Source organism: Pseudomonas cichorii (genome assembly GCF_018343775.1).
Classification (GTDB): Bacteria; Pseudomonadota; Gammaproteobacteria; order Pseudomonadales; family Pseudomonadaceae; genus Aquipseudomonas; species Aquipseudomonas cichorii.
The window spans coordinates 1,354,225-1,372,805 of sequence record NZ_CP074349.1 but is presented as its reverse complement, the minus strand read 5'-3'; the positions used below and the strand labels follow the sequence as shown (position 1 = coordinate 1,372,805).

Below are 18,581 nucleotides of genomic sequence, written 5' to 3'. Positions count from 1 at the left end.
GCCGAGTGGAGGTATTGCGCAGTGGGGTGCGAGGCAGGACGCCGAGCAAGCGCCGCAGGGCCATGGAAGGCCCGTCGGCGCGTACCCACGGAGCAATGCCGGAGCGAGGGAACCCCGCCCCAAGGCGGGGCCGAACCGGAGCGGATGGTTTTCCCCCCTTTTGCCGAAACAAAAGGGGGCCGCCGTAAAGGCGGAACCAGTAGGACCAACACATGCCGATAATGGATATGTACGCCGGATAACGTTTTTACCCTACATAAAATACTTTCTAATTCATGGTCTTGCGTCTTGTTTGATGAGAGCGGATTCATCCGCGAATGGTTTTTCGCGAATACATTGGCTCCTACGACCGCTTTACCCTGAACCACGCTGCATAAAGCGCTGGCAGGAACAGCAAGGTCAGCGCCGTGGCGACAATCAGTCCGCCCATGATCGCCACTGCCATCGGGCCGAAGAACAGGCTGCGCGACAGCGGAATCATGGCCAGGACGGCAGCCAGTGCCGTCAGCACGATCGGGCGGAAACGGCGCACCGTGGCTTCGATGATGGCGTGCCATTGATCCTGGCCGCTGGCGATATCCTGCTCGATCTGGTCCACCAGAATCACCGAATTGCGCATGATCATCCCGGACAGGGCGATGGTCCCCAGCATGGCAACGAAGCCGAACGGCTGGTTGAAGATCAGCAGGAACAGCGTCACGCCGATCAAACCCAACGGCGCAGTCACGAACACCATGAACATGCGTGAAAAACTGCGCAACTGGATCATCAGCAAGGTCAGCACGACCACGATGAACAACGGCACACCGGCATTCACCGAGTTCTGCCCGCGAGCCGAATCCTCCACCGTACCGCCCACTTCCAGCAGATAGCCATCCGGCAGTTCAGCACGTACCGGCTCAAGGGTCGGCAGGATCTGCTGGACCAGTGTCGCCGGCTGTTCCTTGCCGTAGATATCGGCACGCACCGTCACGCTGGGCAGACGATTGCGATGCCAGATGACACCCTCTTCAAAACCATACTCCAGGGTCGCAACCTGCGACAGCGCAATGCTGGCTCCACTTTGCGTGGGCACCGCCAGACTCGACAGATTACCCAGTTGCTCACGTTCGTTGCGGGTGCCGCGCAGCAGGATTTCGATCAGTTCATCGTCCTCACGGAACTGGCTCACGCTGGAACCGGTAAGGGAGTTTCGCAGGAAGGCCGAAAGATCCGCCGTGGTGACGCCCAGCGCCCGCGCCCGGTCCTGATCGATATTCAAATGCACGACCTTGCTGGGCTCTTCCCAGTCCAGATGGACATTGGAGACGTGCGGGTTCTCCCTCACTTTCTCCCGGACCTGACGAGCCAGCTCCCGAACCACTTCGATATGCTCGCCCGTCACCCGGAACTGCACCGGATACCCCACGGGCGGGCCGTTTTCCAGGCGTGTCACCCGTGAACGCAAAGTAGGGAATTGCTCGTTGAGACTGGTGATCAGCCAACTGCGCAGGGCTTCACGATCTTCGATGGTCTTGGTCAGTACCACGATCTGGGCAAAGCTTGGCGCGGGCAGTTGCTGATCCAGCGGTAGATAGAAACGCGGCGAACCGGTGCCCACATAAGCCACGTGGTTATCGATACCCGGATGATCCTTGAGCATCTGCTCCAGCCGGGTGACCTGCTCGGTGGTGTTTTGCAGGGACGCGCCTTCCGCCAGCTTCAGATCGACCATCAGTTCCAGTCGTCCCGATGCCGGGAAGAACTGCTGCGGAACGAAACGGAACATCACCACCGACAACACAAAAAGCGCGACGGTGGCGACAATCACGGTCTTGCGCCGCTCTACGCACCAGCCCACCAGCGCACGCACACGCTTGTACATGGGGGTCGCGTAAGGATCGGGAGCGTCAGAGCCATGTTTGGCCGCATGAATCTTCGCCAGATCCGGCAACAGGCGGTCGCCCAGATAAGGCACAAACATCACCGCCACAATCCAGGAAGCGATCAGCGCAATGGTCACGACCTGAAAGATCGAGCGGGTGTATTCGCCGGTACTCGACAGCGCAGTGGCAATCGGCAGAAACCCGGCTGCGGTAATCAAGGTGCCGGTCAGCATCGGGAAGGCCGTGCTGGTCCAGGCGAAGCTGGCCGCCTTGAGCCGGTCGTAGCCCTGCTCCATTTTTATCGCCATCATTTCCACTGCAATGATCGCGTCATCCACCAACAAGCCCAACGCCAGCACCAGAGCGCCAAGGGAAATCTTGTGCAGGCCGATCCCCAGGTAATACATGGTGGCGAAGGTCATGGCCAGGACCAGCGGAATCGCCAGGGCAACCACCATGCCGGTACGCATCCCCAGAGAGAAAAAACTCACCAGCAAGACAATGATCAGCGCCTCGGCCAGTACCTGAACGAACTCGCCCACACCGGTTTTCACCGCTGCTGGCTGATCGGAAACCTTGCGCAGTTGCATGCCGGCGGGCAGGTTGTTCTGCAGGCGGGCAAACTCGCCTTCCAGGGCACGGCCCAGCACCAGAATGTCGCCACCGTCCTTCATGGCCACCGCCAGACCGATGGCATCCTCATCCATGAAGCGCATGCGCGGTGCCGGTGGATCGTTGAAGCCGCGATGCACGTCGGCCAGATCGCTGATGCGCAATGTGCGATCACCGACCCGGATCGGGAAGTTGCGAATTTCGTCCACCGACTGAAAGCGCCCGCTGACCCGCAACTGGATACGCTCGGCCGGGGTTTCAAAGAAACTGGCAGACGACACCGCGTTCTGCGCCTCAAGGGCCTGCTGCACGGCCTCCATGGGCAAGCCGAGGGTGGCCAGCTTGACGTTCGACAGTTCGATCCAGACCTTCTCGTCCTGCAGGCCGATCAGTTCGACCTTGCCGACATCCTTGACCCGCTGCAAACGTATCTGAATGCGCTCGGCATAGTCCTTGAGCACGGCGTAATCAAACCCTTCGCCGCTCAGTGCATAGATATTGCCGAACGTGGTGCCGAACTCATCGTTGAAAAACGGCCCCTGCACGCCTTGTGGCAAGGTCTGGCGGATATCGCCGATCTTCTTGCGCAACTGATACCAGAGCTCGGGCACCGCCGCCGAAAAGATCGAGTCGCGGGCAATGAACGTCACGGTCGACTCACCGGGACGCGAGAACGAGGAAATCCGCTCGTACTCACCGGTTTCCATCAGTTTCTTTTCGATTTTATCAGTCACCTGCCGCGCCACTTCCTCGGCACTGGCGCCCGGCCACAAGGTACGGATGACCATGGCCTTGAAGGTGAAAGGAGGATCTTCGCTTTGCCCAAGCTTGGTGTAGGAAAGCGCTCCAACAACCGCCAGCACGATCATCAGGTACAGGACGACCTGGCGATGACGCAGCGCCCATTCGGAAAGATTGAAATGCATCTGCGTCTACTCCCCGGCCGCCATTTTTACCGCACGATTGCTGCGGTCCACCGGGCGGATCCGTTCGCCTTCGCGCAACACATGCACGCCAGCGGCGACGATCCAGTCGGTTTCTTTCAGGCCTTCGAGTACCGGCACCGATTCCTGCCCGTATGCCCCAAGCTGCACGGGAGCACGCTTGAGAATGCCGTCAGGGCTGACCCGCCAGACGTAGCTGGCGCCATTTTCCGAGCTGACCGCCGAGAGTGGGACGGACAGCGGAACCGCATGCTCTGCCGCGATAAACACCCGGGCGCTCTGCCCCAGTTCGACCGGAACCTGCCCGGTGGCAAAGGCAATGCGCGCAGCGAAGGTACGAGAACGCGGATCGGCAGCCGGTGACAGCTCACGGATACGACCGGCAAAACGCTGATCGCGCACGGTCCACAGCTCGACGGACACCGGCTGACCCACCTTGAAGCGGGCAAAATTCTGTTCCGGCAGGCTGATCAACACTTCACGCTCGCCATCTGCCGCCAGGGTAAAAACCGTCTGGCCGGCCGCAACCACTTGCCCGACTTCCACCGAACGCCCGGCGATGACGCCATCCTGGGAAGCACGCAAAACGGTGTAGCGGGTCTGGTTGTCGGCGACGGTCAACTCGGCCTTGATCTGCTTGAGCCGGGCTTCGCCGGAGCGATAGAGGTTTTCCGCGTTGTCATATTGCGAGCGGCTGACCATCTGGCGATCCAGCAGGGTCTTGTAGCGATCACGCTCGGAGCGCACCAGATTCAGGTTGGCTTCTGCGGCAGCGACCTGGGCGCGGGTCGCTTCCAGTTGCAGGCGCACGTCCTCGGCATCCAGCTCAGCCAGCGGCTGATCGGCCTTAACCCTTTGCCCCACTTCCACCAGACGCTTGCTGACCTTGCCGCCGATGCGGAATGCCAGCTCAGGTTCAAAACGAGCCCGCACTTCGCCGGGATAACTGTCCACCGATTGGGAGGAAAGCAGTGGCTGGGCCACCATGGCCGGGCGCACCACTACAGGCGCAGCCACTTCCTGACTGCAGGCTGTGAGCAATGACAGCAGACAAACCGGCACGACGAGAGACAAAGCATCGCGGAACATGATGTGGACCTTTGCACGAATAGGGCTTGGAATAATTGTACTGGCGAGTATATTAAATTTTTTCAAACTCTCCAGTTCATTATTTCAACATATGCCAAACACTTCGTTGACCTCAGGTCCGGGTCGCCCAAAGGATCCGGAAAAGCGCAAAGCCATTCTCGAAGCCGCGAAAGACCTTTTCGTGCGTCACGGTTATGGCAACACCAGCATGGACAGCATCGCCGCCGAAGCAGGCGTCTCCAAACTCACGGTCTACAGCCACTTCACCGACAAGGAAACGCTGTTCTCTGCCGCGGTAGTCGCCCGTTGCGAAGAGCAGATGCCTGCCCTGTTCGTGCATCTGGGCAGTGATCTGCCGGTTGAGACAGTGCTGTTGAATGTCGCTCGCGCCTTCCACACGCTGATCAACAGCCCCGAATCCCTGGAGCTGAACCGGTTGATGGTCAACCTGGGCACCCAGGACCCGAAACTGTCGATGATCTTTTTCGAGGCCGGCCCGCAACGCATTCTCAACGAGATGGAACGCCTGCTGATCCAGATCGACAAGGCAGGCGAGCTGCGTATCGAATCCCCGAAAACCGCCGCCGAGCACTTCCTGACCATGGTCAAAGGACTCTTCCACTTCCGTCTTCTGGTGGGCTGCGCAGGGATGCCCGACGCAGAAAAGGCCGAGCAGCATGTCCGGGAAGTGGTGGCATTGTTTATGCGGGCTTATGGGGTTTAGCACTGCAAAACTGTACAGACTTTGAAGGAGCGACTTCAGTCGCGAAGGTCACGTTGCGCTGGATTTACTGCCTCTCGCGAATGAATTCGCTCCTAGACACGCGGGAATTCAGCTCTTGAGCGCTTTCTTCGGGTAGATGTCATAACGGCTGGATTTGCCATCCAGCGCATACCCCGGTTTCGGGCCTGCGATGCAGGGAGCCTTGCGCGGACGCTTGACCACTACGCGGTGGGTCGCCAGAGCCAGGGCGGCCTCCAGCAAGGCCGGTGCGTCCATGTCATCGCCCACCAGGGGACGGAACAGGCGCATTTCCTTTTTCACCAGCGCGGTCTTTTCGCGATGGGGGAACATGGGGTCGAGGTAGATCACCTGCGGAGGCTCGCCTTCCCAGGCACGGATCAGCTCGATGGAGTTGCCGGTCAGCAGACGCATCTGCGCGATAATGCCACCCACATCGGCATCATGACGACCGCGCAGCAAACCATCTTCCAGCAGGGCAGCAATGATCGGCTGACGCTCGATCAGGCTCATTTCACAGCCCAGGCTGGCCAGCACGAACGCATCCTTGCCCAAGCCTGCCGTGGCATCAAGCACCCTTGGCCGCACACCCGGTTGAATACCGACGGCCTTGGCAATCATCTGCCCGCTGCCACCGCCGAACAGACGGCGATGGGCCACAGCGCCCTCGACAAAGTCCACTCGCACAGGGCCTGGAACATCATCGCCCAGTTGCTGCAATTGCAGGCCATCGTCGCTCACTTGCAGGGCAAAGTCGGCCTGCTCATCCTGCAAAGGCAGGTTCAGACGCTGCGCCCACTGCGATGCCTGATCCTGTCCGCTCACCGTCAGGGCTTCGACCCGTATACGGCTGCCCGCTTGCTGCTCACTCATTCGCTGCACACACTCAAAAAATGTTAATGATCGGCAAAATCTGCCGATAACCAAGTATCGGGCATTTTGCCAGACCCAAGGCCAGAACTGATCGCCATGTCAGAGATTGTTCAATCATCCATCGGCTACTTGTCGCACGCAGGCGACTACAGCCTCAGCAACAGCCGCACCCTGACCGGTGTGACGCAGTTGTGGTCGGATGCATTTGCACGCGCGATGGCAGAACAGATCGGTGATGGCAGCAAGCCTGAGCAAGCGCCAATCAAGATCGAAGTCGATGTTGAAACCGGCGAACCGGTCACTGGCGCACGCACCCTGAGCAAGATCGTCGAGCAGCGCGCCTGCCCGGTCACCGACACTCAGGTCAAGCCACCAGAACCGCTGTTCCTGCCGATTGCCGAATTTGAACTCGACCTGCTGCCACCGGCTGCCGAGCCGTTCAGCATCAGCGAAATCATCGAACAGCAACGCCACCTGGAATTCGACAGCAACTGGGTCCGTCCGACCGTGGTCAACCCTTACAACTACAACGGCAACCCAGGGCCAGGTCCACAACCGCGTCCTCTGCACCTGCCGATTGCCGAACTCGAGTGGGAACTGGCCGACAAGCCTGCTCTGCCACTTGACGAAGAAACCATCCAGGCTCAACAGCGCCAGTTCGACTATGAAAATGGCTGGGCTCGTCCGCTGATCCTGCAAAACCTGCGCATGGCTGCCTAGGCTCTGTTTGAAATGCTTTCGAGCGAAGGTGAGCCTGTTTTAACGCAGCATCACCGAGCGCAGATACATTTCATATAGAGCCTAACGACACACCTGCCACAACCCCATATCCAGATGAAAATGATCGCGATGCGCCGCGTTGTATTCCGGCCCCAGCACCGTGCTGAAATTCTTGCAGGCGCCGTCGCGCACCAGCCTCAGAAAACGCCCCTTGTCGCCTTCGTCGCTCCAGTCCTTGAGCAGATTGATTCTCTGCCCGTCAGCCAGACGAAAACTGGCGATGTCCAGAGCATTGGCGGTGGCGTGCTGGCTGAGGCGGCTATTGGCGCGGTTATAGATATTGCGACAGGCGAAACTGCCCAGGTGATCGATCCGTGCGACGCGCTGGCCAAAAACCGTCTGGGCCGTAGGCTGCAAGGTGTGGATGTCGAACAGGGCGTAGGCAACGGCCAGCGGGCAACTGGCCAGGAAGCTGCTGCTCAAGGCAATGTCGCCGCCCTGTATGCGCAAGGTGTTCTGCAAGGGACATCGGGCAGACGGGTCGCTGTCGGCCTGACGGCTGTAACGCAGGCTCGATGAGCCCAGCGCCAGATCGCACAGCGCCGGATCATCCTTCAACCGCGCCAGCTTGAAGGGCGTCAGCAGGTTGGGCTCAACTTGAACATCCAGAGGCGCCCATGGGTTCCACTGCGGCGGAACATCGACCCAGCCTCGCCAGACCGCCATCACAGCTGCCGCACACAGCAACAGGACCAGCAGAAAAATCCGCATCCTCAGCTTTTGAACAGAGTATTGAGCCGATGGAACGGCAATGCCTGATCGGCGTAGCTGAAGGTGCCTTGGGTGCGAACCTCTTCGGCCGCCCGATAAAGCGCGCCCCAGGCCGCTCGCGCCATGGAAGAACCCACGCTGATGCGCTTGACGCCACACTCGCTCAGCTCAGCGACCGACAAGGTTACGCCGCCAAGCCCCATCAGCACATTCACTGGCCGGGGTGCGACAGCACGAACCACGGCGATGACTTCCTCACGGGTCCGCAACCCCGGCGCATACAGTACGTCAGCACCGGCTTCGGCGTAGGCTTCAAGGCGACGCAGGGTGTCGGCAAAATCCAGTCGGCCGTGCAGCAGGTTCTCGGCACGCGCCGTCAGCAGGAACGGAAATGGCAGCCCCTTCACCGCCGCAGCCGCCGCCCTCACCCGCTCGACAGACAGCTCGAAATCGTAGATGGGTTGTCCCGCATCGCCACTGGCATCCTCGATGGAGCCACCGACAATCCCGGTCGCGGCAGCCTTCAACAAGGTTTCGGCACAATCTTCGGGACTGTCGGCGAAGCAGTTTTCCAGATCAGCCGCCACGGGCAGGTCCGTTGCAGCGACGATGTCAGCGACATTTTCCAGGGTTTCATCGCGACTGATTGCACCTTCGGCATCGGCTCGCCCAAGGCTGAAGGCAAAACCGGCACTGGTGGTCGCCAAAGCCTCGAAGCCCAGCGAGGCCAGCAACTTTGCCGAACCTGCATCCCATGGGTTGGGAATTACAAAGGCGCTGTCGCGCTCATGCAAGGCCTTGAAGGTGTGTGCCCGGTGCAGTTGTCGAGAGTCCATGAGCTTTTCCAGGTCATCGTGAGGTGGGGGCCTATTGAACCCACAACTATCGACCTCAGAGCAAGCCCAGTTGCTCCACTTGCGGGCCACGATCCAGCTCGGGCAATGGCGGCAGCCCCGGCAGGCGCGCCATCAGGAAGCCATGAAAACGCTGAGCCAGGTCAGGCGCCTTAAGGTTGTCCGGGGTGTGCAGAAACACGTAGGGAGTGCGCCCTTCCTCGATCCAGACGGCGACCTTCTCGACCCATTGAGTCAGGAACGGGTCATTGTCCTCCAGCACCGGGCGGCCAATGAAGCGAACCTGCGGCGAATGGGTCAAGGCCGCCGGGCGCGTGGGCACCTTGGGCTTCTTGGACTGGGCATGCAGCACTGCCGGATCCGTGGAGACACAACTGAACAGTGCCCGGGAATCCAGGCAGATCCGCTCCACGCCTCGGTCCAGCAGCATTCGGTTGAGCATGCGCTCTTCGTCGCCCTTCTCGAAAAAGGCCATGTGCCGCACCTCAACCGCCAGAGGCACCTTGAGCTCATCGAGAAAACCCGCCAGCTCCGCCAGACGATGAGGCGAGAAACTGGCTGGCAGTTGCAGCCAGAACGGTGAAACACGCTCGCCAAGAGGGGCCAGCAGTTTTACAAAGGCTTCAGCGGCATCCAGTTGCAGGCGCAGGTCGCCGTCATGGCTGATGTCCCGGGGAAACTTGGCCGTGAAACGAAAATCCTGTGGCAGGACTTCAGCCCAGCGCTGGACAGTGGCGGGTGCGGGACGTGCATAGAACGTGGTATTGCCTTCAACGACATTGAAGACCTGGGCGTAGAGACGCAGAAAGTCGGTGGGACGGGCATCTTCGGGGTAAAACGACTCACGCCATGCGCTTTCGCTCCATGACGGACATCCCAGGTAGTAAGGCAGGCTGGGCACGGTCAGACGTGGAGATCGAGCCCCGACACTTCCAGATCCCAATCCACAAAACTGGCAGTGGTCAGATAGCTGGCCAAAGCGTTGGCGACACGAGTGCTCATGGAGCGAGGGAAGATGATGTCCTGCGGGCGAGCAGGGACGTTGGCAGTGGAGCCAATCTGAGCGTCACCGGAAGACTCGCGGCGCGAGGCCTGAGCAGGCCGCGCAGGCAATTCGACGTCTACATCGCCATCGATTTCTTCAAAGGTGCCTTCAACGGTCGAAGGAGCCTTCTTCGGCTTTCGCTTGATAGGGTATGAACGTGATGAGGGTCCGTCTATGCGCATCGATATCTACTCGGCGTCTTGTAGTGGCAATTTAACGTCACAGGCCGGAACTTGGCAAATACGTGAACGATAACTAGACCACACATATTGCAGATTGTTTGCGCCGTCGGGCATAACGAACGGATTAGTCGACAAGTGGTAGATGGCTAATTGATATTTTCGTAGCTTTTTCCCGTCTTTCGTGGGTGTTACGCCCTTACTTGACTTGAGGCCCCTTGGGCGTAGCCACCTTGTCGCGCAGATAGACCGGCTGGGCATCATCTGCCGGAATCGACTCGCCACGGTTCCAGGCAAACGTCGCCAGGGTCAGCAGATCCTGGGCATGGGGCAACATGCTCGCGTCCTGACCGACCAGCGAAACCGGAATACGCTCGGCATACCCCCAGCCGGTACCGGCACCGAACCATTGACCGTCGGCATCGACAGGCAAGGCAACCTGTTCGGGCGGCAAGACCGCTTCGTTGCCGACCAGACGCATCTCACCGGCAGTTTCGCGATAGCAACCCCAATAGACTTCATCCATCCGGGCATCAATGGCCGAAGCGACCTGCTGGGCGCCGTACTCGCGGCAGGCACGCTGCGCCAGCACCGCCAGGTTCGAGACCGGCAGCACCGGACGCTCCAGCGCGAAGGCCAGCCCCTGAACCACGCCGATGGCGATACGCACGCCGGTGAAAGCGCCCGGCCCCCGCCCGAAGGCGATGGCATCCAGCGCCGACATTGCAATGCCCGCCTCGGCCAGCAGATCCTTGATCATGGGCAGCAGGCGCTGGGCATGCAGACGCGGGATCACCTCATAGTGGCTCAGTACCTTGCCGTCATGCAGCAAAGCGACCGAGCAGGCTTCAGTGGCGGTGTCCAGGGCCAGCAAGGTGGTCATCGGTGTATCCGTCTTCGTTGGAAAAAGTGACGCAGTATAAATGACAAATGGCCCGCAAGCGGGCCATTGTTGAACTCAGACCTTTCGGGCTCAGGTCAATGCAGCAAGCACCTTGGCGGTGATCGCATCCACGGAACCGACACCTTCGATATGGCTGCACTTGGGCTTGCCATTCTTCTTGCTCAGTTCGCTGTAGAACGCAACCAGCGGCTTGGTCTGTGCGTGATAGACCGACAAGCGATGGCGCACGGTTTCTTCGACATCGTCCTTGCGCTGAACCAGAGGCTCGCCAGTGACGTCGTCAACACCTTCAACCTTCGGCGGATTGTGCTGCACATGGTAGATACGGCCGGAACCTTCATGGACGCGACGGCCCGACATGCGCTGGACAATCTCCTCGTCATCAACGGCGATTTCCAGCACATGGTCGATGTCCAGACCTGCCTTCAACAGGGCTTCAGCCTGAGGAATGGTGCGCGGGAAACCATCGAACAATACGCCGTTCTTGCAGTCAGGCTGTTCCAGGCGATCCTTGATCAGGCCGATGATCAGGTCATCGGAAACCAGGCCACCCGAGTCCATGACACTTTTGGCCTTCAGGCCCAGTTCAGTGCCGGCCTTGACCGCTGCGCGCAGCATATCGCCAGTCGAAACCTGCGGGATGCCGAATTTTTCAGTGATGAATTTTGCCTGAGTACCTTTACCGGCTCCAGGAGCTCCCAGCAGAATCACGCGCATCGTCATGCTCCTCAAATTTTTATAGTCAATCGTCGGATTCGCCTCTTGGGCCAATCTGAAAAATAAACGTCGGCCAAAGGCCAAAAGGCTGACCAAGATACACAGCAGACACAGGCCGCACAAGACGCCAAAAGTCGCAGCAACCCAAGGCATGACGGCAGTTGCGCCCACCTGTGCAAACCCGCACCTGCTCAACCCGCTTTCACGCAATACACATCTGTCCCGGCAATGGCCTGCAAGCAACCGGAATAAGGACTGTCAGCCGGTATTGCGCAATCCGGCTGCAATACCTGCAACAGACACCAGTAAAGCCAGTTCCAGAGGACTGTCCAGGCTGGACTCACGATACCGGGAGCGCGCCAGAAGCTCGGCCTGCAACAGATGCAGCGGGTCCAGATACGTGTTGCGCAGACTGATGAATTCCAGGGTCTCCGGACTATGGGCCAGCAGTTGCTGCTGCCCGGTGAGGCCTAGGACAACCTTGCACGCCTGCGACAATAGGCCGCGCAAATGCGCACCCAAATGCTGCAGTTCAGCGCTCACCAGACGGTCATCGTAGAGCTGGGCGATGTCCGAGTCGGCCTTGGCCAGCACCATTTCCAGCATATCGATGCGGGTGCGGAAGAATGGCCACTGCTCGCGCATCTGCGCCAGCACGTCACCCTCGCCGCGTTCCAGAGCCTTGCTCAGGGCGGCTTCCCAACCGAGCCAGGCAGGCAGCATCAGGCGCGTCTGGGTCCAGGCGAAGATCCACGGGATGGCCCGCAGGCTTTCGACACCACCCGCACGACGCTTGGCCGGGCGACTGCCCAGCGGCAGGCGACCCAGTTCCTGCTCGGGCGTGGCCTGACTGAAGTACTCGACGAACTCGGGGTTTTCCCGCACAACGGCCCGGTAGGCATTCACCCCGTCGGTGGCCATCTGATCCATCATTTTCCGCCAGGACGGCTCAGGCAAAGGAGGTGGCAGCAGGGTCGCTTCCAGAACGGCAGCCAGATAAAGGTTGAGGTTCTGCTCGGCAATGTCAGGCAGGCCGAATTTGAAACGAATCATCTCACCCTGTTCGGTCGTGCGGAAACGCCCCGCAACCGAACCCGGCGGTTGCGACAGAATCGCCGCATGAGCCGGACCACCACCGCGCCCGACGGTGCCTCCACGGCCATGGAACAACAGCAGTTCGACTTGCTGCTCGCGGCAGATTTCCACCAGTTTTTCCTGCGCCCGGTACTGCGCCCAGGCCGCGGCAGTGGTGCCGGCATCCTTGGCGGAATCCGAATAGCCGATCATCACTTCCTGCGGGCCGTGCAGCCGCGAGCGATAACCCGGCAGCCCAAGAAGCCGCTCGATCACAGGCCCCGCATTATCCAGGTCAGCCAGGGTCTCGAACAGCGGCACCACGCGCATAGACCGTTGCAGGCCAGCTTCCTTGAGCAGCAGTTGTACCGCGAGCACGTCCGATGCGGCACCGGCCATGGAGATCACGTAAGAACCCAGCGAAGCCGCCGGTGCAGCCGCCACGACGCGGCACGTTGCCAGAACTTCGGCGGTGTCGGCAGCCGGTTTGAAATGAGCGGGAAGCAAGGGACGACGGTTATTCAATTCACGCAGCAGGAAATCGATGCGCGTCGGCTCATCCCAGTCCTCGTAACGACCCAGGCCCAGATAGTCGGTGATTTCGGTCATGGCCGCGCAGTGACGGCTGGAATCCTGGCGCACGTCCAGACGCACCAGAAAAAGCCCGAAAGTCACCGCACGACGCAGGCAATCGAGCAACGGGCCATCGGCGATCACTCCCATTCCACAGTCATGCAGCGACTGGAAGCACAACATGAGAGGTTCAAGCAGTTCACGGTTATCGTGCAACACGGCATCCGGCGCAGGCTGTGGCGCGGTCAGCGAAGCATTGGCCCAGTTTCGGGTGGCCCTGAGACGTTCGCGCAAACGCTTGAGTTCAGCACGATAGGGTTCAGCGCTCTCACCGACGCTGGCGCGCAAGGCATCGCTGGCCTGCTGCATGGAAAGGTCGGCAGCCAGTTGATCCACATCCCGCAGGAACAGATCGGCCGCCATCCAGCGGGCCAGCAGCAGGACTTCACGGGTAACGCTGGCCGTGACATTGGGGTTGCCATCCCGGTCGCCGCCCATCCACGAAGCAAAGCGGATCGGCGCCGCTTCCAGTGGCAAATGCAGGCCGGTAGCCGCTTGCAGCGCCTGATCGGCCTTGCGCAGATAGCTTGGAATCGCGTGCCAGAGCGAATGTTCGATGACCGCAAACCCCCACTTGGCCTCATCGACAGGCGTAGGGCGAATACGGCGGATTTCTTCGGTGTGCCAGGCTTCGGCGATCAGTCGTTGCAGTCTGGAAGTGATCTGCTCGCGCTCGATGCTATTGAGATCCCGATGGTCCAGCGCCGCCAGTTGCGCTGCAATGGCGTCGTATTTCTGGATCAGCGTGCGGCGCGCCACTTCGGTGGGATGCGCAGTAAGTACCAGTTCGATTTCAAGCTTGCCCAACTGGCGGGCCAGCGCATCGGGAGAGTGGCCTTCAGCCTTGAGCCGATCAAGCAGTTCAGGCAGAACCCGGGCCTCGAAAGGCTGAGGCTGGGTGTCATCGCGACGGCGCATCAATTGATACTGCTCGGCGATATTGGCCAGGTTCAGGAACTGGTTGAACGCTCGCGCCACGGGTAACAGCTCGTCATCGTCCAGGCTGTCGACACTGGAGCTCAACTGCTCGGCACCCGCCGCAGAGCCTCGCCTGCCGGCCTTCGCCCCTTTGCGAATACGCTCGATCTTGTCGAGAAAGGCGGCCCCGCGCTGATCGCGAATCGTGTTTCCCAAAAGCTCGCCCAGCAAGTGAACGTCTTCGCGCAAACGCGCATCGATATCGGCCATCGTTCTCTCTCCCCTGTTCTTGTATGACTGACTTGTATGGGTGACTTGTATGGGTGACGTGTACGGGTAGCTTTCAATGAACTGTGTCCAACAGTGCACCAAAAACCTGTGCCGCGACAAATTCTTGCATCCCGGCAACAGTCGATCTGTCTTTTGGCGAGCACTCTCCAATCGTCCCGCAAGCCCGTGCGAGCCTGATATTTCCCGCAGGCTGACTATATTTTCCTGACATCACCCAATGCCATTACGCAAAGCGTCCGGTGAAAAATCCTGACCATGCTGAAGAAATTTCACTGAACTATTCAAAAAACCCACAGGTCGGAGCCTTTGACCATTACAGAAAGCCACAAGGCAGCGGGAACATACCCTGAAGCCTTCCGGCCAGGAAAACTGACTGTCATGGATAACCACGTTCGGAGTCTGACAATGGAGTTGATCACCATGAACACCCTTACTGCCAAATCCAAGTTCAAAAGCCTGCGCGTGTTGAAACTGGCTGCGCTGGCCCTGGGTAGCACCTTCATTCTGGCTGGTTGCGCGGGAAATCCACCAACCGAGCAGTACGCAGTGACTCAGTCAGCCGTCAACAGTGCCGTCAGCGCTGGCGGGACCGAGTACGCCGCGGTAGAAACCAAGGCCGCTCAGGACAAACTCAAGCAAGCCGACCTGGCGATGCAGGAACACAAATACGACGAAGCCCGCCGTCTGGCCGAACAAGCCGAATGGGATGCTCGTGTAGCAGAGCGTAAATCGCAGGCCGCCAAGGCCGAGAAAGCCGTGCAGGATGCTCGTCAGGGCGTCGAAGAACTACGTGAAGAAGGCCTGCGTCAGGTGCAATAAGCACAGATCGCACCCTGCGTTTTTCATGCATTGGTAATTGATTAAAGGACGATCCTATTATGCGCAAACAATTGATGATCCCTGCCCTGCTGGCCATGAGCGTAGCCCTGGCGGCCTGTGCCACTAAACCGAACCCGAATCTGGAACAGGCGCGGACCAACTTCTCCGCCCTGCAAAGCAACCCGCAGGCTACCAAAGTTGCCGCCCTTGAAACCAAGGACGCCAGCGACTGGCTGGACAAGGCTGACAAGGCCTTCCGCGACAAGGAAGACGAGAAAAGAGTCGACCAGTTGGCTTACCTGACCAACCAGCGCGTTGAACTGGCCAAAGAGACCATCAACCTGCGCACTTCCGAAGCGGCCCTGCAAAACGCCTCGGCAGAACGCGCCAAGGCCCGACTGGACGCTCGCGACGCACAAATCGCCCAGCTCAAGAACAGCCTGAACGCCAAACAGACCGAACGCGGCACCTTGGTGACCTTCGGTGACGTGCTGTTCGACCTGAACCGTGCCGACCTGAAGCCGGGCGCACAGGGCAACATCGCCAAACTTGCGCAGTTCCTGCAGGAAAACCCTGATCGCAAAGTGATCGTCGAAGGCTATACCGATAGCACCGGCTCCGCTTCCTACAACCAGTCGCTGTCCGAAAGCCGTGCCAACTCGGTGCGTGCTGCTCTGGTCCGCGTGGGTGTAGACCCGGCCCGCATTGTGGCAACCGGCTATGGCAAGGAATACCCGGTCGCTGATAACACCAGCAACTCGGGCCGCGCCATGAACCGTCGTGTGGAAGTGACCATTTCCAACGACAACCAGCCAGTGGCACCGCGCTCTTCGCTGCGTTGATCGCGAGAGTCAGCTGACCCAAGCCCCGCCTGCTTCGTGCAGGCGGGGCTTTTTTATGGCTTCAATTGCTGTGGCGTCTCCTGCCCCATGCAGCGCACGGCCTGTTTCTTGTTGTTGACCAACACGCCCGACAGGCCTTTCTGGGAGGTGTCGAACAGCACCAGTACGCCATCGATGCATTGCGCAACCTCTGCGGCTGGCGTCGCGGCGATCATGTAGTCTTCCCCCGGTACGGTCTTGAGCAGAGTGAAGTCACTGAGCAGCAAGGCATCTTCGGGCCTGGCGAAGTGCAGATAGCCATAGAACCACAGGCACCCGACCGTACCGATGATGGTGCCGATGCCGGTGAGGATCAGTGGGATAAGGTTACGCTCTTCACTCATGAGGGCTCTCTGCCGGTTCGGTTTGAATAGCCGGTTGCGGGTAGTTGGGGACTTCGGCCAGACGGCGCAGGCCGTTGAAACGCTCCGGGTCTTCCAGATAACGCAGCATCACCTGACGCCAGAGCGGGTCAGAGAAGGTCTGCACGTGGCCGCCACGGGTCACTTGCAACACCCGCGGCAGAGGCGCGGCCTTATAGAGACGGATGCCATTGGAAAGTGGCACCAGGGTGTCGTCCATGCTCTGGAAGATCATCATCGGTGTGCCCTTGAGTTGCGGCAATCCGTTGATGGCGCTGTCGGCATCCGGGATCAGCCATGACAGCGGGGTCTTCAGCGGCCAGGTCAGCCAGGACGTGCCAAGGGTGTAGCGGGCGACATCGCGATAGCTGGCCGGCACGCCGTCAAGAATCAGCGCCTTCAGCTTGCTGCGCTGTTCAGGATGTTGCGACAGATAATGCACACCCAACGCACCGCCAATACTCTGCCCCAGCACGATCCGTGGCTTGCCTTGTACCTGAGGTTCGGCATCCAGCCAGTCGAATGCGGCCTGAATGTCCTGATAGATGGCCGGTATGCTCGGCGCCCCTTCAGACAGCCCGTAACCGCGATAGTCCAGCAGCAGGACCTGATAACCCTGCTCGGGCAACCACCCGCTTCCCCCCAGATGCCAGGCCAGGTTGCCGCCGTTGCCATGCAGATGCAGCACCGTGCCCTTGACCGGGACGCCTTCCTTGGCGGGCAGCCACCAGGCATGCAGACGAGTGCCATCGGCCGCTGTCAGCGTGACGTCTCGGTATTGAAGGTGGGCCTTTTCAGGCGTGAACGGCAAACCGGGTTCCGGGTAGAACAGCATCGAACTGCAGCCTGTGAGGCTGAAGATCAACACGAGAATGCCGATCAGCTTCACGTTAAGGGTCCTTTTTCGGGTGGTTTTTTTCGCGAATGAATTCGCCCACAAGGTTTGTGTCTGTGTGGGAGCATTCATTCACGAAGGAGGCTACAAAATATTCGAATAATCGGCCTCGATACGATCCAGGCTCAAGTGGTTGAGGAAGTTGGAGAAACACATCCAGGCCGACAGGGCGTTCATGTCGCGGAACTGGTCGGGCAGGTATTTGGGCGCGACCACCAACCCCTCATCCACCAATTGACGCAGGGTACGCATGTCTTCAAGGGTGGTCTTGCCACAGAACAACAACGGTACCTGTTCAAGCTTGCCCTTGCGCACGGCCAACTGAATATAGTTGTAAACCATGATGAAACCCTTGAGGTAGGACAAGTCTTTGGTGAATGGCAGCCCGTTTGGCGTCGATCCACGGAAGACCCGGCTGGCATTGCCATAGCTCTCCGGCATGCCAAAACCCTGCTCGCGATAGAACTCGAAAACCTGCAGGAAGTCAGCGCCCTCCTCCGCCATATGAATCGCACGAGTGCGGTTGGTCAGCTTGCGCAGGCGGCTGGGATAGGACGCGAACGCGATGACTTCCATCAGGATGGCAAGCCCTTCCTGAGTCACGGTCGATGAGGGCGGCCCCTTGGACAGAAAGGTGCAGATCGGCTGGTTCTGACCATTGAGCGTGGTGCCGACATGCACCAGCCCTTCATGGACTTCAAGCGCTCGCACATCGCGCTCGTTGAACATCGCGTCGGAGCGGATCTTGATGTAATCGGCCCCCGCCGCCGCATCGGCAACGATACCGTCTGACTCAAACACCCGGATGGTTTCCTCGGCTTCGCCAAATACCCTGTTCAAGCGGCTCTGCAGCAGGGAAACGGCATCCTTGGCGGTGAGTATCTTGGGTTCGTCCTTAAGGTCGCCCCGACCGGCAATATTGTTCAGGTAATCCGAAAGCATCAGCCCCAGGTCCGCCAGGGTCGGGTCACCGGCATGAAATGCATCGGAGGCCGCGCCGTACAGTTCCTGGGAGATCAGCCCGAAATCCGGTGTGCCACGGGCTTCGAGCATGCGGATCACCATGCGGTATTCCTTGCACATGCGACGCATGATCTGCCCGACCGGGTTGAACTGGCCCAACTGGCGGGTGATATCACGCTCGATGTTCTGGAACTCGAGCTTCAAAGCCCCGGAGTCGAACCCCAGAGGACGATTCTCGTAATAGGCACGGTCAACGGCAGGCAATGCCTTGCCTTTGGCGGCGAGAAAATCCTTGCGTACTTTTTCATCCCACTTCACCGCATCCAGTACACGAATCGGCGTCTGGGCTAAGACTATTCGATCCGATAACGCACGAATGGTTTGCTGGTACTCGTCCACCCGGTACTCCTTGGCTGGCGGGCTGCTGCCC

Annotated in this window: 17 protein-coding genes; 4 read left to right on the top strand and 13 right to left on the bottom strand. The window is 59.6% G+C overall.

Annotated features, from left to right (window positions below; all coding sequences use genetic code 11):
- Positions 1 to 343: 343 nt before the first annotated feature.
- Both KGD89_RS06120 and KGD89_RS06115 read right to left on the bottom strand, forming a co-directional pair.
- On the bottom strand, positions 344 to 3,403 hold the full coding sequence (locus KGD89_RS06120; protein ID WP_025258928.1) for an efflux RND transporter permease subunit: 3,060 nt from the start codon (positions 3,401 to 3,403) through the stop codon (positions 344 to 346).
- A 6-nt stretch (positions 3,404 to 3,409) separates the two neighbouring features.
- Positions 3,410 to 4,510: an efflux RND transporter periplasmic adaptor subunit gene (locus tag KGD89_RS06115; RefSeq protein ID WP_025258927.1), complete on the bottom strand. Its 1,101-nt coding sequence runs from the start codon at positions 4,508 to 4,510 to the stop codon at positions 3,410 to 3,412.
- A gap of 91 nt (positions 4,511 to 4,601) precedes the next feature.
- Between KGD89_RS06115 and KGD89_RS06110 the strand changes: the two genes are divergently transcribed.
- A complete protein-coding gene (locus KGD89_RS06110) occupies positions 4,602 to 5,234 on the top strand; it encodes a TetR/AcrR family transcriptional regulator (RefSeq protein WP_025258926.1) in 633 nt (210 codons plus the stop codon).
- Positions 5,235 to 5,342: 108 nt separating this feature from the next.
- Here KGD89_RS06110 and KGD89_RS06105 read toward each other — a convergent pair whose 3' ends face one another.
- A complete protein-coding gene (locus KGD89_RS06105) occupies positions 5,343 to 6,125 on the bottom strand; it encodes a class I SAM-dependent methyltransferase (RefSeq protein ID WP_025258925.1) in 783 nt (260 codons plus the stop codon).
- A 96-nt stretch (positions 6,126 to 6,221) separates the two neighbouring features.
- Here KGD89_RS06105 and KGD89_RS06100 point away from each other — a divergent pair, with 96 nt between their 5' ends.
- Complete coding sequence (locus KGD89_RS06100; RefSeq protein WP_025258924.1) at positions 6,222 to 6,845, top strand: hypothetical protein; 624 nt, start codon at positions 6,222 to 6,224, stop codon at positions 6,843 to 6,845.
- 81 nt (positions 6,846 to 6,926) lie between these two features.
- Here KGD89_RS06100 and KGD89_RS06095 read toward each other — a convergent pair whose 3' ends face one another.
- The 7 genes from KGD89_RS06095 to ppc all read right to left on the bottom strand — a co-directional run bounded on the left by KGD89_RS06095 (position 6,927) and on the right by ppc (position 14,210).
- On the bottom strand, positions 6,927 to 7,616 hold the full coding sequence (locus KGD89_RS06095; RefSeq protein WP_025258923.1) for an extensin-like domain-containing protein: 690 nt from the start codon (positions 7,614 to 7,616) through the stop codon (positions 6,927 to 6,929).
- Positions 7,617 to 7,618: 2 nt separating this feature from the next.
- Positions 7,619 to 8,452 carry an isocitrate lyase/PEP mutase family protein gene (locus tag KGD89_RS06090; protein ID WP_025258922.1) on the bottom strand — a complete coding sequence of 278 codons (834 nt, stop codon included), beginning with the start codon at positions 8,450 to 8,452 and terminating at the stop codon, positions 7,619 to 7,621.
- 55 nt (positions 8,453 to 8,507) lie between these two features.
- Positions 8,508 to 9,371 (bottom strand): DUF72 domain-containing protein, encoded by an 864-nt coding sequence (locus KGD89_RS06085; RefSeq protein WP_176767548.1) that lies wholly within the window; start codon positions 9,369 to 9,371, stop codon positions 8,508 to 8,510.
- A 2-nt stretch (positions 9,372 to 9,373) separates the two neighbouring features.
- Positions 9,374 to 9,697 (bottom strand): hypothetical protein, encoded by a 324-nt coding sequence (locus KGD89_RS06080; protein WP_025258920.1) that lies wholly within the window; start codon positions 9,695 to 9,697, stop codon positions 9,374 to 9,376.
- Positions 9,698 to 9,893: 196 nt separating this feature from the next.
- The gene (gene tsaB, locus KGD89_RS06075; RefSeq protein ID WP_025258919.1) at positions 9,894 to 10,577 is read right to left on the bottom strand and encodes a tRNA (adenosine(37)-N6)-threonylcarbamoyltransferase complex dimerization subunit type 1 TsaB; all 684 of its coding nucleotides are present in this window, start codon (positions 10,575 to 10,577) and stop codon (positions 9,894 to 9,896) included.
- A 90-nt stretch (positions 10,578 to 10,667) separates the two neighbouring features.
- Positions 10,668 to 11,315: an adenylate kinase gene (gene adk, locus KGD89_RS06070; RefSeq protein ID WP_025258918.1), complete on the bottom strand. Its 648-nt coding sequence runs from the start codon at positions 11,313 to 11,315 to the stop codon at positions 10,668 to 10,670.
- Between the two features lie 258 nt (positions 11,316 to 11,573).
- Positions 11,574 to 14,210 (bottom strand): phosphoenolpyruvate carboxylase, encoded by a 2,637-nt coding sequence (gene ppc, locus KGD89_RS06065; protein ID WP_025258917.1) that lies wholly within the window; start codon positions 14,208 to 14,210, stop codon positions 11,574 to 11,576.
- A 426-nt stretch (positions 14,211 to 14,636) separates the two neighbouring features.
- Between ppc and KGD89_RS06060 the strand changes: the two genes are divergently transcribed.
- Positions 14,637 to 15,050 (top strand): DUF4398 domain-containing protein, encoded by a 414-nt coding sequence (locus KGD89_RS06060; RefSeq protein ID WP_025258916.1) that lies wholly within the window; start codon positions 14,637 to 14,639, stop codon positions 15,048 to 15,050.
- A gap of 59 nt (positions 15,051 to 15,109) precedes the next feature.
- Positions 15,110 to 15,892: an OmpA family protein gene (locus tag KGD89_RS06055; RefSeq protein ID WP_025258915.1), complete on the top strand. Its 783-nt coding sequence runs from the start codon at positions 15,110 to 15,112 to the stop codon at positions 15,890 to 15,892.
- A 53-nt stretch (positions 15,893 to 15,945) separates the two neighbouring features.
- On the opposite strand, the gene KGD89_RS06050 is transcribed toward KGD89_RS06055, so the two are convergent.
- The 3 genes from KGD89_RS06050 to KGD89_RS06040 all read right to left on the bottom strand — a co-directional run bounded on the left by KGD89_RS06050 (position 15,946) and on the right by KGD89_RS06040 (position 18,550).
- Positions 15,946 to 16,275 (bottom strand): hypothetical protein, encoded by a 330-nt coding sequence (locus KGD89_RS06050; RefSeq protein WP_025258914.1) that lies wholly within the window; start codon positions 16,273 to 16,275, stop codon positions 15,946 to 15,948.
- Positions 16,268 to 17,182, bottom strand: coding sequence for an alpha/beta hydrolase (locus KGD89_RS06045; protein WP_025258913.1), 915 nt, complete (start codon positions 17,180 to 17,182; stop codon positions 16,268 to 16,270). Before KGD89_RS06045 ends, KGD89_RS06050 begins: the two co-directional genes overlap by 8 nt.
- A gap of 90 nt (positions 17,183 to 17,272) precedes the next feature.
- Positions 17,273 to 18,550, bottom strand: a complete 1,278-nt coding sequence (locus KGD89_RS06040; protein WP_025258912.1) for a flavohemoglobin expression-modulating QEGLA motif protein — start codon at positions 18,548 to 18,550, stop codon at positions 17,273 to 17,275.
- Positions 18,551 to 18,581: the final 31 nt, after the last annotated feature.

What these genes read in the sequence shown, in the direction of transcription:
- KGD89_RS06120 (WP_025258928.1), bottom strand. Translation starts at nt 3,403, where the DNA reads ATGCATTTCAATCTTTCCGAATGGGCGCTGCGTCATCGCCAGGTCGTC.
- KGD89_RS06115 (WP_025258927.1), bottom strand. Translation starts at nt 4,510, where the DNA reads ATGTTCCGCGATGCTTTGTCTCTCGTCGTGCCGGTTTGTCTGCTGTCA.
- KGD89_RS06110 (WP_025258926.1), top strand. Translation starts at nt 4,602, where the DNA reads ATGCCAAACACTTCGTTGACCTCAGGTCCGGGTCGCCCAAAGGATCCG.
- KGD89_RS06105 (WP_025258925.1), bottom strand. Translation starts at nt 6,125, where the DNA reads ATGAGTGAGCAGCAAGCGGGCAGCCGTATACGGGTCGAAGCCCTGACG.
- KGD89_RS06100 (WP_025258924.1), top strand. Translation starts at nt 6,222, where the DNA reads ATGTCAGAGATTGTTCAATCATCCATCGGCTACTTGTCGCACGCAGGC.
- KGD89_RS06095 (WP_025258923.1), bottom strand. Translation starts at nt 7,616, where the DNA reads ATGCGGATTTTTCTGCTGGTCCTGTTGCTGTGTGCGGCAGCTGTGATG.
- KGD89_RS06090 (WP_025258922.1), bottom strand. Translation starts at nt 8,452, where the DNA reads ATGGACTCTCGACAACTGCACCGGGCACACACCTTCAAGGCCTTGCAT.
- KGD89_RS06080 (WP_025258920.1), bottom strand. Translation starts at nt 9,697, where the DNA reads ATGCGCATAGACGGACCCTCATCACGTTCATACCCTATCAAGCGAAAG.
- tsaB (WP_025258919.1), bottom strand. Translation starts at nt 10,577, where the DNA reads ATGACCACCTTGCTGGCCCTGGACACCGCCACTGAAGCCTGCTCGGTC.
- adk (WP_025258918.1), bottom strand. Translation starts at nt 11,315, where the DNA reads ATGCGCGTGATTCTGCTGGGAGCTCCTGGAGCCGGTAAAGGTACTCAG.
- ppc (WP_025258917.1), bottom strand. Translation starts at nt 14,210, where the DNA reads ATGGCCGATATCGATGCGCGTTTGCGCGAAGACGTTCACTTGCTGGGC.
- KGD89_RS06060 (WP_025258916.1), top strand. Translation starts at nt 14,637, where the DNA reads ATGGAGTTGATCACCATGAACACCCTTACTGCCAAATCCAAGTTCAAA.
- KGD89_RS06055 (WP_025258915.1), top strand. Translation starts at nt 15,110, where the DNA reads ATGCGCAAACAATTGATGATCCCTGCCCTGCTGGCCATGAGCGTAGCC.
- KGD89_RS06050 (WP_025258914.1), bottom strand. Translation starts at nt 16,275, where the DNA reads ATGAGTGAAGAGCGTAACCTTATCCCACTGATCCTCACCGGCATCGGC.